This window comes from Solimonas soli DSM 21787 (assembly GCF_000474945.1).
Taxonomy (GTDB): Bacteria; Pseudomonadota; Gammaproteobacteria; order Nevskiales; family Nevskiaceae; genus Solimonas; species Solimonas soli.
In genome coordinates, this window is sequence record NZ_KI440838.1 from 116,864 (window position 1) to 130,557 (window position 13,694).

Genomic DNA, 13,694 nt, shown 5'->3' on the forward strand with positions numbered 1-13,694 from the left:
CCGATGGACGCTCCACTGAAATCCCGCAAGTTCGACCCGGCCAGCTGGCCCATGATGATGCTGTTCGCCGGTTTCCATCTCGCCTGCTTCGCGGCGATCTGGACCGGTGTGCACTGGAGCGGCATCGCGCTGTGCATCGCGCTGTATGTCATGCGCATGTTCGGCGTCACCGCCGGCTATCACCGCTACTTCTCACACAAGGCCTACAAGGCCGGGCGCGGATTCCAGTTCGTGCTCGCCTGGCTGGCGCAGTCCTCGCTGCAGTCCGGCGCCCTGTGGTGGGCGGCCAAGCACCGCGACCATCACCGCTATTCGGACAGCGAACTCGACGCGCACTCGCCGCGCCATTACGGCTTCTGGTTCTCGCACGTCGGCTGGATCTTCAACCGCCAGGCGCAGGCGGCCGACTACGAGCGCATCGGCGATTTTTCCAAGTACCCGGAGCTGCGCTGGCTCGACAAGTACCACTGGGTGCCGGGCGCGACGCTCGGCCTCGCCGTGTGGCTGGTCGGCGGCTGGTCGCTGCTGGTCGTCGGCTTCGTCTGGTCGACGGTGCTGCTGTGGCACGCGACCTTCTGCATCAATTCGCTGGTGCACGTGTTCGGCCGCCAGCGCTACCTGACCGGCGACGACTCGCGCAACAACTGGCTGTTCGCGCTACTCTCGCTCGGCGAGGGCTGGCACAACAACCATCACTACTACATGGCCTCGGCGCGCCAGGGCTTCAGGTGGTGGGAAGTCGACATCACCTATTACGCGCTGTGCGGGCTCGAGCGCATCGGCCTGGTGTCGGAACTGCGCGATCCGCCGGCGCACGTGCTCGACGGTTCGCGCACCGCCTCGGCCGAGATCAAGGAGCGCATCGCCCAGGCCCTGGCGCATCGCTTCTGCCCCGACCGCATCGTCGCGCGCATGCAGAAGCGCTGGGCCGAGTTGAACCGCGGCCGTACCGTCGCCGACTGGCGCCGGCACTGGAGCGAGCAGCTGGCGACGCGCCGCGAACAGCTCATGCAGAACGTGCACGCCGAACTGCCGAGCCTCGATCAGCTCTATCGCCACGCGCGCCGCCGCTTCGCGCGCACGCCGGCGATGGAGGAGATCGTCGCCCGCGCCCGCGAGCTGATCGCGCAGTCGGTGATCGCGCGCCTCGAGACCGTGCCGGCGCATGCCTGAGGAGCCGTCGCCGGCTCCTCTGCCGGCGCGCCGAGATCCGTATGCGGCCCTGCGCTATCCGGAATTCCGCGCGCTGGCCTTCGGCGCCTTCCTGGTCAGCTGCGGTCTGCTGATCCAGGAAGTCGCGCTCTCCTACGAAATCTACCGCGTCACCCATGACCCGCTGTCGCTCGGCCTGATCGGCCTCGTCGAGGCGGTGCCGTTCATCACCCTGGCGCTTTTCGGCGGCCATCTCGCCGATCGCCGCGAGAAGCGCGGCATCATCCGCTCGGCGATCGGCGTGATGTTCGCCGGTTCGCTCGTCATCGCGCTGCTCTCGCTGCCGTCGCTGCGAGCGCGGCTGGCGCCGGGCGTCTGGCTGCTCGGTGCCTACGGCCTGATCGCCCTGGTCGGTTTCGCGCGCGGCTTCTATTCGCCGGCCGCCGCCTCGCTGCGCGCCTTCCTCGTGCCGCGCGAGGTGTACGGCAATCTGGCGACGTGGTGGAGCACCTTCTTCCAGACCGGCGCGATCCTGGCGCCGGTGTCGGCCGGCTTTCTCTACGCCTACGCCGGACTGTCCGCGACGCTGCTGATCGTGGTCTGCATGTGCGCCGGCGCGCTGTTCCTCATTGCCTTCGTCAAGCCGCGCCCGGTGGCGGTGAATCCGGGCGCCGGCAATCTCTGGGCGAGTCTCGGCGAAGGCATTTCCTATGTGTTCGGCACCCGCATCGTGCTCTACGCGATGTCGCTCGACATGTTCTCGGTGCTGTTCGGCGGCGTGGTCGCCCTGCTGCCGGTGTTCGCCGACGACATCCTCATGGTCGGTCCCGAGGGGCTCGGCGTGCTGCGCGCGGCGCCGGCGATCGGCGCCCTGCTGACCGTGGTCTGGTGCGCCTACCATCCGCCGCTGGCGCGTCCCTGGCGCAACCTGCTGCTCGCCGTGCTCGGCTTCGGTCTCGCGACCCTCGTGTTCGCCTTGTCGAAACTGTTCTGGCTGTCCTTCGCGGCCCTGTTCGCGACTGGTGCCTTCGACAGTATCTCGGTGGTGATCCGCAACACGGTGATGCAGTCGATCCCGCCCGATCATCTGCGCGGCCGCGTGCAGGCGGTCAACAGCATTTTCATCAGCTCGTCGAACGAACTCGGCGCCTTCGAATCGGGGCTCGCCGCCAAGCTGCTCGGTACGGTGCCGTCGGTGGTCGCCGGCGCCGCCGTCACCTGCGGCGTGGTCGTCTGGATGTGGCGGCGCTCGAAAACGCTGTTCACGGTCAGGCTCTGATGCGGCTCTGCGTGGTCTGCGGTTCGAGCGGTGGCGCGCGCGCCGCCTATCGCGATGCGGCGCCGGCGCTCGGCGATGCCGGCGTCGGCCTGGTCTACGGCGGCGCCTCGGTCGATCGAGCGCGGCGAGACCTGACAACGACTCCCTCTCCCCGTTCACCGGGAGAGGGAGCCATTTCGTTACTTCTTCTGCTGCGCCGTGTTGACGATGGTCGCGGCGAGGCCGAACGGCTGGTCGCCGAGCAGCCTGAGCAGCCGCGGCGGCAGGTGGCGCTTGTCGATCTGCAGCACCGAGACCTGCGCGAAGCCGTCCGGCGCTTCGCCGGCCCAGGACTCGGTGAGCGGCTGATCGCCGGCGCGCTTCGGATGGATGCCGAGCGTCTTCAGGCGCTCGGCCTGCGGCAGCAGGCTGTGGCTGCCGGCGTCGAGCGAGGCGGTCGAGGTCTGGATTTCGATCCAGGTGTTGAAATCGATCTGCAGCAGCGGCTCGGCGAGGCGGCGCACGAGCGGAATGCGCAGGGCGCGCTGCGCGACGGTCTGCGCGGCGTGGCCGGCCCGTTCGGCGAGGCGCAGCGCACGCGGTTCGCTGTCCGGTCGCGGCAGCGCACTGATCTGTCCGACGCGCGCCGCTTCGAGCGCCGGGCGCAGCGCGCTCGCCAGGTTGGTCTGCAGATGCGCGCGCAGGCGCAGGCGCTCGCCGTCGGCCTGCGGCTCGCTGACCATCTGCACCTGCAGCTTCCACAGCGGCTCTTTCTCGCCTGCCGGCCCCGTCCTGATGGGTATCTCGGCGGCGAAGGCGAAATTCTCGGTCGGCGTTTCGACCGCTGGCGCGGCGTCCTTGCGGCGGCGTTTCAAGATGGCCATCGTGCAATCCTCGATCGAATCCGCGTCCCTATAAGTCCATGACGACATCGTATCGGTTCCGCGTCCGCGGCCGTGTGCAGGGCGTCCACTTCCGGCAGTCGACCTGCGAGCGGGCGCTGGCGCTGGGCCTGCGCGGCTGGGTCGCCAACTGCGCCGACGGCAGTGTCGAAGGCCTGGCCGGCGGCGCCGCGGACGCGCTCGCCGCCCTGCGCGAATGGCTGCAGCGCGGTCCGCCGGCGGCGCGCGTCGAGCACGTCGAGTGGCGCGTCAGCGACGAGCCGCCGCCCGACGGCTTCAGCGTGCGGCGCTGACCATGCCCTATGCGGTGGCTTTCGCCGGCGCCAGTTGCTCGGCGAGCGCGCTCGCATTGCGCGCCACGAAGCCGTAGATCGACAGCTGCGGGTTGGCGCCGATCGAGCTCGGGAACATCGAACCGTCGAACACCGACAGGTTCTCGATCTCGTGATGGCGGCCGCGGCTGTTGATCACGCAGAGCTTGCGGTCCTCGCCCATCGCGCAACCGCCCATCAGGTGCGCGGTGACCAGACCGGCGCGGTGCTTCTTCATCGGCAGTTGTTCGATTGCGGCTTTCGCGGCGCTCCAGCTCGTGTACGTGCCGGCGTCGAGATGCGCCGGGCGCACGCTCTTCGCGCCGGCGGCGAACTGGATTTCGGCCATGCTCAGATAGGCGCGGCGCAGCGCGTCCCACAGGGCGTCGTGCAGCTCGTAGTCGAAGACCGGCGCGCCGAGATCGTCGATGCGGACGCGGCCGCCCTCGGATTCGGCATGGAAGCCGTCGCGCATCAGGGCGATGAGCACGCCGGTGCTGGGCAGCCGATCCATCGCCGCCGCCAGCTCGCTGCCGAAACGGCCGAGCACGCTGCTGAACAGCATCGGCTGCAGCGGCGGCACCTCGAGCTTGTAGCCGATGCGGCCGTCCTCCGGCCACAGGAAATGATCGGAATAGATCGACTGCGGCGCGCCGTGATAGCCGTCGATCGCACGGTCGAAAACCGCGACGCTGGCGTCGACCGGATGCACGCAGGTGCGCTGGCCGAGGCGCTGGTGCGGATCGGGCGCCTGCGAGCGCAGCAGCAGCGCCGGCGTGTTGATCGCGCCGCCGGCGAGCACGTAGTGCCGGGCGCGCACGTTCAGCGTGACGCCGCTCGCGTGGCGCGTCTCGGCATCGAGCGCGCGCACCGTCAGGCCGCTGACCTTGCCCTTGGCGAACAGCACTTTCTCGACGCGCGCGTGATGGACCAGCGTCATGCCGCGCTCGAGGGCGGCGGGAATGGTCGTGACCAGCATCGACTGCTTGGCGTTGGTCGGACAGCCGAGGCCGCAGTAGCCGAGGTTCCAGCAGCCGCGCACATTGCGCGGGATGACTTTCCAGTGCAGGCCCAGTTTCTCGCAGCCGTCGCGCAGCGCGGCATTGTTGGCGTTCGGCTCGGCGGCCCAGGGCGCGATGCCGAGGCGCGCTTCCATCTTCGCGTACCACGGCGCCATGTCGTCGGCGCCGGAATCCCTGAGATCGAAGCGCTGCGTCCAGTGCGCCAGCGTCGGCGCCGGTGTGCGGATGCTCGTGGTCCAGTTGACCAGCGTGGTGCCGCCGACGGCGCGGCCCTGCAGGATCGGGATCGCGCCGTCCGAGGTCGCGCGGCCGGCGCCTTCCTGATAGAGCTTGCTGTACGAGCTGAATTCGTCGAGCTGCTTGAAGTCGGCCGCGGTGTACAGCGCGCCTTCTTCGAGCATCAGCACCTTGAGGCCGGCGGCGCCGAGGATTTCCGCGGCGGTGCCGCCGCCGGCGCCGCTGCCGACGATGACGACATCGGCTTCCAGGGTTTCGTCGCGCTCGAGCTTCGAGGCGTCGCGGATCAGCCAGCCCTTGGCGAGGCCGTCGGCGTAGAGGTCGTTGATGGCCATGGCGGGATCAGGCGTTGAGGGCGGCGACCGCCCAGGCCGGCGGGCCGGGGTAGTGCGAGGCGGGGAAGGTCGCCGGCTGGCTCCAGACGACGGTGCTGCCGAGCTTCACCAGCGCGCGGTACGCGCCGTTGAGCAGCGTGAGGCGGCTGTCGCGGAAGTGCGTCAGCAGCGTTGCCGCGTCGCTGGCATCGGCCTCGGCCCAGGGGCGGCTGACGCCGCCGGCGAGGCGGCGGAACGGCGACCATTGCACGAGATCGAAAAGCTGGCGCAGCTGCTTCTGCGCCGGCGCGCCGAGCGCGTCGAGCGCCAGGTCGGCGCGGCGCAGGCCTTCGTCGACGATGGCCCGCGCGGCCTGCGCGTCGGCCGGCAGCGCCGGACCGGCGACCGCCATGAGCAGTGCGCGCGCGAACGGCAGGTCGGCGGCCGTCAGCCAGCGCATGCCCGCGGCCGGCGCCGCGGTCTGCGCGCTGCAGCCCGCCAGCTGCGCACCGCCGCCGAGCAGGGCCAGGGCCGCGCTGCCGCCGAGGCCGAGTTTCAGGAAGCCACGCCGGTCGATGCCGGCCGGTGCGTGATCGCGCTGCATGCTCTCCCTCCGCGATTCTCGTTTTATTGAACGATAGATTAATTAAGGCCGTAAAAAAACCGGCGACGGCGACTGTAGCGCAGCGGCACCGGTTTGCGAGTGACTCTAGAGCCGCACGGCGCGGCCGTAGATGAAGCCGAACTGGAAGTCGCGGGCCGCCGACTTGGCGTCCTGGAAGTCGGCCATGCGCGCGAGGCGCGACGGCACCTTCATCAGCTTGTCCTGCGCTTCGCGGCCGGCGGCGGACAGATTGCTCATCAGCCCGATCTTCCAGAAATCGAGCAGTTCCTCGACGATTTCCTGGTACTGGCGCGCGCAGAAGATACGCGCGCGGCGCACGACTTCGCTCATCTCGTCATAGCCGGCGATGGCGTGGCCGGGCATCGCGAAATTCAGCGTGACCTTGAGCAGCGACTGCAGCGCGCGGTTCGGGTCGCGTTCGAGGATCGCGCCGAACACCGCGCGATAGAACTGGTAGTGCCGCGATTCGTCGCCGGCGAGGTGCGCGAGCACCTTCTGCGCCATCGGCTCGACCGTCGCGCAGAGGCGGCCGGTGTTGGCGTGCGAGATCTGCGTGGCTTTTTCCTGCAGCGAGGTGTAGGCGAGCAGGCGATACGGGTCCTGCTCCCAGTCCGGATTGAAGCCGGCCTCGATGTAGCGGTACTGCAGCTTCTCGAGCTCGCCCATGTCGAACAGGCGGGCGTCGCGCACGTAGTCGCGCAGCGCGCAGCCATGGCGGTCTTCCTCGGCCGTCCACAGATTGTTCCAGCTGCTCCACGGCGCGCTGTTGCCGAGGTGCACGGCGATCAGGCGGTGGAAGTGCGGCAGGCCTTCCTCGGTCAGGAGGTTGAGGGCGACGGCGACGCGCACCGTGTCCGGCAGGCCGCGCGCGGCGTCGCGCACGCGCGCCAGCTCGGCGTCGGCGGCCGCGTCGAGATTGGCGTCGGCCGGCATCAGGTCGTTGGGGAACCAGAGGCGGCGCTTCTGGACGTGCAGATCCATCTGCTCGGCCACGACCGTCTCGATCGAGACGAGCGTTTCGATCTGATCAGGGGTGCCAAACCGCGCAGAAAGCGCCAAGCCAGACATCGTCACCACTCCGGGTCATGCGAATCTTGGACCGGCCGAAAGCGGCCGTGGTGCCCAGATTATAAGAAATCCCCCCCGGACGGAACGGATCACCCGCGCCGGACGAGACTCAGGAATTCCTCGCGGGTCCGGTGATCTTCGCGGAAACGGCCGAGCATCACCGACGTCACCATCGTCGAATTCTGCTTCTGAACGCCGCGCATCATGGCACACAAATGCTGCGCTTCGATGACTACGCCGACCCCATGCGCGTCGGTGACCGACTGGATGCAGTTGCCGATCTGCTGCGTCAGGTTCTCCTGGATCTGCAGACGGCGCGCGTACATGTCGACGATGCGCGGGATCTTCGACAGGCCGATGACCTTGCCGGAGGGCAGATAGGCGACGTGCGCCTTGCCGATGAAGGGCAGCAGGTGGTGTTCGCACATCGAGTACAGCTCGATGTCGCGCACGATCACCATCTCGTCGTTGCTCGACTCGAACACGGCGCCGTTGACGATTTCGTTGACGTCCTGCTCGTAGCCCTGCGTCAGGAATTCCATCGCTTTGGCGGCGCGGTGCGGCGTGCGCAGCAGGCCTTCGCGCTCCGGGTTCTCGCCGATCGCCTCGATGATCGCGCGGAAATTTTCTTCCATGGTCGGGTCCGTTCTCGTCGTTTTCCCGCCATTATTCCACGGCTCGGCGTCGCGGGGCGCCGACGGCGAGCGCACCCGCCACGGCGCCGCCGCCTGCAGGAAGTAAAATGCGCCGATGAGCCGCAAGCGCGCCGCCAGCGAAATCCGTGAAGTCCCGGTCGATCTGATCCGTCCCGGCAGTCAGCAGGCGCGGCGGCACTTCGACGCCGACGCGCTGCGCGACCTCGCCGGCAGCATCAAGGAATCCGGCGTCGTGCAGCCGATCGTGCTGCGCACGCGCGTCTGGGGCTATGAATTGCTCGCCGGTGAACGGCGCTGGCGCGCGGCGCAGCTCGCCGGCCTGCACGAAATTCCGGCGGTGATCCGCGACGACCTGTCCGACAGCGAAGCCTTCGTCGTCGGCCTGATCGAGAACCTGCAGCGCGAATCGCTGACGCCGATCGAAACGGCCGCCGGCCTCAAGCGCCTCGGCGAACTGTTCGAGCTCACGCACAGCGAGATCGGCGAGCGCATCGGCAAGTCGCGCGAGTACGTGACGAACTACCTGCGCCTGCTCAATCTCGCGCCGGACGTGGCGCGGCTGGTCAATGAAGGCCATATCCTGCTCGGGCACGCCAAGGTGCTGGCCGGCGTCGCGGTGAGCGAACAGCCGCGCTGGGCCGACGAGATCATTCGCCACAAGCTGACGGTGCGCGGCCTCGAGCAGCGCATCGCCACGGCACGCGACCAGCTCGTCGTGTTCCGCCCCGGCAAGCCGAGCGACTGGCAGCGCCTCGAGCGTGAGCTCTCCGATCACCTGGCCTGCCCGGTGACGGTGAGCGCCGACAAGGGCGGCAAGGGCGAGTTGCGCGTGAAATTCCATTCGCTCGACGAGCTCGACGGCGTGCTGGCGAAGGTCGGCTACGTCGCCAAGTAGGCGTCCGCGAGTTATGCCCGGCGCGTGGTGACAAGCTTGTGGATAGGTGGCGGATGAACGGGCGCGCGGCTTGTTGCAGCGAGGTTTCAAGCCGACCGGCGAGTTTTTCGACACGAGCGGTCGGCTTATCGACAGCAGGGCGGGATAAGCTTGTGGATAGCCGATTGATGGAATGGCGCAGAGCTTGCTGCGACAAGCATGGCCTGCGCGACGGCGAAAATTTGAGCGGCGTCGCGGCGGCGGCGAGGCACAGGACGAGGGCGGATCATTGCCTGCCGCGGGCGCGGCAGGTGGCGAGCCCGGAGAATCGGCATCGGCGCGCGCGGCGCCGGGATTGCGCAGCGGCGCGCGGGTGAGCGGGAGCGGTATGCAGATCGAATTGTTCCGTGACGACTACCGATTCGAGGAGCGGGTCAGCGCGAAGGCGCGCAACATCCGCCTCGAAGTGCGGCCCGATCGCAGCGTCGTGCTCGTCTATCCTCGCTGGACGCCGCGCGCCGAGGCGCTGGCCTTCCTGCGCTCGCGCGAGCGCTGGGTGCGCGAGAAGCTCGCCGAACTCGCACAGCAGGCCGCCGCGCATCCGGTGCCGCCGCCGCAGCGCTGGGACGGCCAGGATCTCATCCACCTGCGCGGCCAGAGTCTGCCGCTGCGCGTCGAGCCGGCGCGCCTGCGCAGCGCCACCGTGCGCATCGAGCCGAGCCGCGTCGTCGTGTTCGCGCCGCCGGCCTGGCGCGAACAGCCGCGCAAGCTCGAGCAGGCGCTGCGCCAGGCGCTGGTCCATCAGGCGCAGCTCGACGCGCGTCAGCACCTCGAAGCCGGCGCCGCGCCGCTCGGCGTGCGTTATCGCGAGCTGCGCATCAACGATCCGCAGACCCTGTGGGGCAGCTGCAATCCCGGCGCGGTCATCTGCCTGTCGTGGCGGCTGGTGATGGCGCCGCCGGAAGTGTTCCGCTACGTTGCCGTGCACGAGCTCTGCCATCTCGTCCATCTCGATCATTCGGCGCGCTTCTGGAATCTGGTAAGAAAGCACATGCCCGATTACGAGCTGCACAAGCGCTGGCTGCGCGATCACGGCCATCAGCTGCATGGCTGGCTGCCGCGGCGCAAGGCTTGAGCGGCCGAAGCGCAAGGGCTATCGTCGGCACAGCGCTTGCAGCAGTGAGCGATTCGAGGAGAGGGCCATGGCCACGCTGGAAACAGTCCGCGTCCGCGACTACATGAGCACGCGGCTGATGACCTTTACGCCGGAAATGGAAGTGATGAACGCGGTTCACCAGCTCGTCAAGAGCGGTCACTCCGGCGCGCCGGTCGTCGACGCGTCGGGCAAGCTGGTCGGCATGCTCTCGGAGCGTGACTGCCTGCAGATCGCGTTGGTCGCCGCGCAGGACACCTGCGTCGCCGGCCCCGTCAGTCAGTACATGAGCAAGAACGTCGAGACGGTTTCCTCCGACATGAGCCTCGCGCAGCTCGCCGGCCTGTTCACCCAAAACCGTCAGTTCCGCCGCTTCCCGGTCGTCGACGACGGCAAGCTGGTCGGCCAGATTTCGCGCTCCGACGTGCTGCGCGCGATCAGCCACTGCTGCTGAGTCGCGCTACGGCGAGCTGCAGGGGCCCACGTAACGTCCGGCGATGGTCTGCGTCACGTCGATCGGCCGGCCTTGGCGGGCGCTGCCGGTGATGTGCGTGGTCGAGGTCATGCGGTCGCCGCTGTAGACGGCGGTGCCGGTCGCGTTCATCGGGCCCCGCGGTGTTTCGCAGACCGAAGCCCAGTCGACGGTGTCGCCGTGACGTTCCATCTTGGTGATCTTGCAGCGCTCCTGCGTCTGTTCATCGCGCGGCAGCAGATCGGCGTTGCTGATGCAGCGCTCGAAACTCATCTGCATGCCGCCGGCGCCCGCCTGGGGCAGCTTCATGCCCGGCGGCAGCTTCGACGCGTCGATTTTCGGCATTGCCGGCATGTCCGGCATGTTCATCGTCGTCGTGTAGGTCCAGCGCCCTTCCTTGATGCCGGCGCCGAACGCCGCGCCACAGGCCAAGGCCAGCGCGGCGGCCGTCCATCTCGATGCATTCATGGATTCCCCCGACAACGACGCGCCGTGAATGGCCTCGCCTTTATGCGCCCGGCGCCCGATGCGCGCAAGCGCCGGCTGTGCCGGACGCGGGCCATAAAAAAGGGCTCTCTCGGGGGGGTGAGAGAGCCCTCGGGGTGCCCTGCGGGGGGGTGCAGGGCGGGGGGACCGGTTCAGCAAGTGCGGGGCCAGACTAAAGGCAGGCCGCTGAACTCAATCTGAACGCGCTGCCGGATTCGTTAAGCGCGTCGCAGTTGCCCGGCTTTCTTCAGGTGCACGAGCAGCAGCGACACCGCGGCCGGCGTCACCCCGGAGATGCGGCCGGCCTGCGCGACGGTCTCCGGCCGGTGCTGGGCCAGCTTGCTGCGCACCTCGTTCGACAGGCCGGAGACAGCGCCGTAGTCGAAATCCGCCGGCAGCGGCGCGTCCTCGTAGCGGCGTATGCGTTCGATCTCCAGCTGCTGGCGCTCGATGTAGCCGGCGTACTTGGCCTGGATCTCGACCTGCTCGGCGACCCGCGGATCGATGTCGGCCGGCGCCAGCTGCTGCGCCTGCAGGAAGGCATAGTCGCCTTCGGGGCGGCGCAGGAGATCGAGGCCCGAGAAGCCGCTGTCGCTCGGTGCCGGGCCGAAGCGTTCGACCAGCGCCGCCTGCGCGAGCTGCGCGGGCTTCAGCCACAGTGTCTGCAGACGGCCACGCTCGGCGTCGATCGCCTCGCGCTTGCGTGCGAACGCGTCCCAGCGCGCATCGTCGACCAGACCCAGTTCGCGGCCGAGCGGCGTCAGGCGCAGGTCGGCGTTGTCCTCGCGCAGCAGCAGGCGATGCTCGGCGCGCGAGGTGAACATGCGGTAGGGCTCGTTGGTGCCGCGCGTGATGAGGTCGTCGACCAGCACGCCGATGTAGGCCTCGTGCCGCTGCGGCGTCCACGGCGCGCGGCCCTGCACCTGCAGCGCGGCATTGAGGCCGGCGAGCAGGCCTTGCGCGGCGGCTTCCTCGTAGCCCGTCGTGCCGTTGATCTGTCCGGCGAAGTACAGGCCGGCGATGACCTTGGTCTCGAGCGTGCGCCTGAGGTCGCGCGGATCGAAGTAGTCGTACTCGATCGCGTAGCCGGGCCGCGTGATGCGCGCCTGTTCGAGGCCGCGGATCGTGCGCACGAAGCGCTCCTGCACGTCGTAGGGCAGCGAGGTGCTGATGCCGTTCGGGTAGATCTCGCGCGTGTTCAGGCCTTCCGGTTCGAGGAAGATCTGGTGGCTGTCCTTGTCCTTGAAGCGATTGACCTTGTCCTCGACGCTCGGGCAATAGCGCGGGCCGACGCCTTCGATGACGCCGGTGAACATCGGCGAGCGGTCGAAGCCGCTGCGGATGATCTCGTGCGTCTGCGCATTGGTGTGCGTGAGATGGCAGGGCAGCTGGCGCGGATGCTCACTGCGCGAGCCGAGGAAGGAGAACACCGGCGTCGGTTCGTCGCCCGGCTGCGGCGTCAGCACATCCCAGTTGATGGTGCGGCCGTCGAGGCGCGGCGGCGTGCCGGTCTTCAGGCGGCCGACGCGCGGGTGCAGTTCGCGCAGGCGGGTGGCGAGCGGGTTGCTCGGCGGATCGCCGGCGCGGCCGCCCTGGTAGTTCTCGAGGCCGACGTGGATGCGCCCGCCGAGGAAAGTGCCGGTCGTCAGCACCACGGCCGGTGCGTAGAACTTCAGGCCCAGCCGCGTGACCACGCCGCGCACCGCGCCGCCTTCGACGATGAGGTCTTCGACTTCCTGCTGGAACAGCGTCAGGTTCGGCTGGTTCTCCAGCGCCTCGCGCACCGCCCACTTGTAGAGCATGCGGTCGGCCTGCGCGCGCGTCGCGCGCACCGCCGGGCCCTTGCTCGCGTTGAGGATGCGGAACTGGATGCCGGCGCGGTCGGCGGCGCGCGCCATCAGGCCGCCGAGCGCGTCGATTTCCTTGACCAGGTGGCCCTTGCCGATGCCGCCGATTGCCGGATTGCAGGACATCTGGCCGAGCGTCTCGATCGATTGCGTGACCAGCAGCGTGCGGCAGCCCATGCGCGCCGGCGCGAGCGCGGCTTCGGTGCCGGCGTGGCCGCCGCCGATGACGATGACGTCGAAATGCTGAAGTTCGTTGCGCATAGCCATGTTCAGGGTGCCGGCACCGAGGTTTCGTCAGCTCGGCCATCCCGGCCTCGCAGCGAAACCCGGCCCACGCCGTCCTTGGCGCGGGCGCTCGCCGGCGTGGACTGCCATGCAAGGCAGTCCACGACAGCCCCGGCTCGCCCGGCATGGCCGCCGCCGATGACGATGACGTCGAAATGCTGAAGGTCCGGCATATAGTAAGGACGCGCGGGTGAAGTCCGCGAAGGGGCGCGGATTCTACGCCAATCTCCGCGCGCGGTTAAATTTTGCCCAGGCCGGGCCCGGATGCTCAGGGCAGCGGCAGGCGGTCCGGCTCGACGAAGCGGCTGCGCGCCATGCCGCTGTCCAGCTGCGCCGGACTGTAGTGCGCGCCGAGCAGGGCGCGCGCATCGGCGAACAGCTCCGGATGCGCGGCGGCGAAGGCCGGCCAGTCGGCCTGCGGCAGCGCCCGCCGACGCAGGTCGATCAGGCGCAGCAGGGCGACCGTCATCGTCTCGTGATACCTGGCCTCGGCGCCGGCGTGCGTCACGTAAGCCCGCAGGAGCGTGCAGAAGCGCGTCTGGCCTTCGCCGGCATCCGCCGTGTCGCGCAGGCATTGCCAGGCGGCGCGGACGTGTTCGGCATGACCGAACGCCGAGGCCGGCAGCGAACCGTCGGCCAGTCCGGCCAGCAGGCTCGCGCCGTCGCGCGGCATGAGGGCCCGACTTCCGGTGGCTCAGAACGCCAGCTTGCCGCTCAGCATCTCCCACCACATGCGCCAGTCGCCGACGAAGGAGTAGAACGGATGGCGGAACGTCGCCGGGCGGTTCTTCTCGTAGAAGAAATGACCGACCCAGGCGAAGCCATAGCCGAGCACCAGCGCCAGCGGCAGATACCACCACAGCATCTTGAACAGCGCGAACAGCAGGCAGGCCAGGGCCAGGCTGGAGCCCACGAAGTGCAGGCGACGCGCCGTCTGGTTGGAGTGCTCGGTCAGATAGAAGGCGTAGAAATCGGAGAACGTCTTGTATTGCGTGTCGGCCATGGTCCACCCCTTGCGACAGCCCGGTTCGA

General features: G+C 68.8%; 15 protein-coding genes. 6 read left to right on the top strand and 9 right to left on the bottom strand.

Annotated elements, in window-relative coordinates:
• Positions 1-3 precede the first annotated feature (3 nt).
• Together K344_RS0116915 and K344_RS0116920 are read left to right on the top strand one after the other, a co-directional pair.
• Positions 4-1,173: an acyl-CoA desaturase gene (locus K344_RS0116915; RefSeq protein ID WP_051362341.1), complete on the top strand. Its 1,170-nt coding sequence runs from the start codon at positions 4-6 to the stop codon at positions 1,171-1,173.
• Entirely contained in the window at positions 1,166-2,431 is a 1,266-nt protein-coding gene (locus K344_RS0116920; protein WP_051362342.1) for an MFS transporter, read from the top strand. The genes K344_RS0116915 and K344_RS0116920 overlap by 8 nt, the downstream gene beginning before the upstream one ends.
• Before the next feature lie 179 nt (positions 2,432-2,610).
• Here the strand turns inward: K344_RS0116920 and K344_RS24355 are convergent, their stop codons facing one another.
• A complete protein-coding gene (locus K344_RS24355; RefSeq protein WP_028081666.1) occupies positions 2,611-3,294 on the bottom strand; it encodes a hypothetical protein in 684 nt (227 codons plus the stop codon).
• A 38-nt stretch (positions 3,295-3,332) separates the two neighbouring features.
• Here K344_RS24355 and K344_RS0116930 point away from each other — a divergent pair, with 38 nt between their 5' ends.
• Entirely contained in the window at positions 3,333-3,605 is a 273-nt protein-coding gene (locus K344_RS0116930) for an acylphosphatase (RefSeq protein WP_028081667.1), read from the top strand.
• 7 nt (positions 3,606-3,612) lie between these two features.
• On the opposite strand, the gene K344_RS0116935 is transcribed toward K344_RS0116930, so the two are convergent.
• The 4 genes from K344_RS0116935 to folE all read right to left on the bottom strand — a co-directional run bounded on the left by K344_RS0116935 (position 3,613) and on the right by folE (position 7,524).
• Positions 3,613-5,217 carry a GMC family oxidoreductase gene (locus K344_RS0116935; RefSeq protein WP_028081668.1) on the bottom strand — a complete coding sequence of 535 codons (1,605 nt, stop codon included), beginning with the start codon at positions 5,215-5,217 and terminating at the stop codon, positions 3,613-3,615.
• 7 nt (positions 5,218-5,224) lie between these two features.
• On the bottom strand, positions 5,225-5,800 hold the full coding sequence (locus K344_RS0116940) for a hypothetical protein (RefSeq protein ID WP_028081669.1): 576 nt from the start codon (positions 5,798-5,800) through the stop codon (positions 5,225-5,227).
• Positions 5,801-5,905: 105 nt separating this feature from the next.
• The gene (locus K344_RS0116945) at positions 5,906-6,889 is read right to left on the bottom strand and encodes an acyl-ACP desaturase (protein WP_051362343.1); all 984 of its coding nucleotides are present in this window, start codon (positions 6,887-6,889) and stop codon (positions 5,906-5,908) included.
• A gap of 89 nt (positions 6,890-6,978) precedes the next feature.
• Entirely contained in the window at positions 6,979-7,524 is a 546-nt protein-coding gene (gene folE / locus K344_RS0116950; RefSeq protein WP_028081671.1) for a GTP cyclohydrolase I FolE, read from the bottom strand.
• 115 nt (positions 7,525-7,639) lie between these two features.
• Here folE and K344_RS22240 point away from each other — a divergent pair, with 115 nt between their 5' ends.
• The 3 genes from K344_RS22240 to K344_RS0116970 all read left to right on the top strand — a co-directional run bounded on the left by K344_RS22240 (position 7,640) and on the right by K344_RS0116970 (position 10,026).
• The gene (locus K344_RS22240; protein ID WP_043114822.1) at positions 7,640-8,440 is read left to right on the top strand and encodes a ParB/RepB/Spo0J family partition protein; all 801 of its coding nucleotides are present in this window, start codon (positions 7,640-7,642) and stop codon (positions 8,438-8,440) included.
• 367 nt (positions 8,441-8,807) lie between these two features.
• Positions 8,808-9,554 carry a M48 family metallopeptidase gene (locus tag K344_RS0116965; RefSeq protein ID WP_028081672.1) on the top strand — a complete coding sequence of 249 codons (747 nt, stop codon included), beginning with the start codon at positions 8,808-8,810 and terminating at the stop codon, positions 9,552-9,554.
• 67 nt (positions 9,555-9,621) lie between these two features.
• Positions 9,622-10,026: a CBS domain-containing protein gene (locus K344_RS0116970; protein ID WP_028081673.1), complete on the top strand. Its 405-nt coding sequence runs from the start codon at positions 9,622-9,624 to the stop codon at positions 10,024-10,026.
• 6 nt (positions 10,027-10,032) lie between these two features.
• Here K344_RS0116970 and K344_RS0116975 read toward each other — a convergent pair whose 3' ends face one another.
• The 4 genes from K344_RS0116975 to K344_RS0116995 all read right to left on the bottom strand — a co-directional run bounded on the left by K344_RS0116975 (position 10,033) and on the right by K344_RS0116995 (position 13,665).
• Entirely contained in the window at positions 10,033-10,512 is a 480-nt protein-coding gene (locus K344_RS0116975) for a DUF3617 domain-containing protein (RefSeq protein ID WP_084197564.1), read from the bottom strand.
• A gap of 236 nt (positions 10,513-10,748) precedes the next feature.
• On the bottom strand, positions 10,749-12,638 hold the full coding sequence (gene mnmG / locus K344_RS0116985) for a tRNA uridine-5-carboxymethylaminomethyl(34) synthesis enzyme MnmG (protein ID WP_211234570.1): 1,890 nt from the start codon (positions 12,636-12,638) through the stop codon (positions 10,749-10,751).
• Between the two features lie 292 nt (positions 12,639-12,930).
• Positions 12,931-13,335: a hypothetical protein gene (locus K344_RS0116990; RefSeq protein WP_051362344.1), complete on the bottom strand. Its 405-nt coding sequence runs from the start codon at positions 13,333-13,335 to the stop codon at positions 12,931-12,933.
• A gap of 21 nt (positions 13,336-13,356) precedes the next feature.
• Positions 13,357-13,665 carry an Mpo1-like protein gene (locus K344_RS0116995; protein WP_028081677.1) on the bottom strand — a complete coding sequence of 103 codons (309 nt, stop codon included), beginning with the start codon at positions 13,663-13,665 and terminating at the stop codon, positions 13,357-13,359.
• Positions 13,666-13,694: the final 29 nt, after the last annotated feature.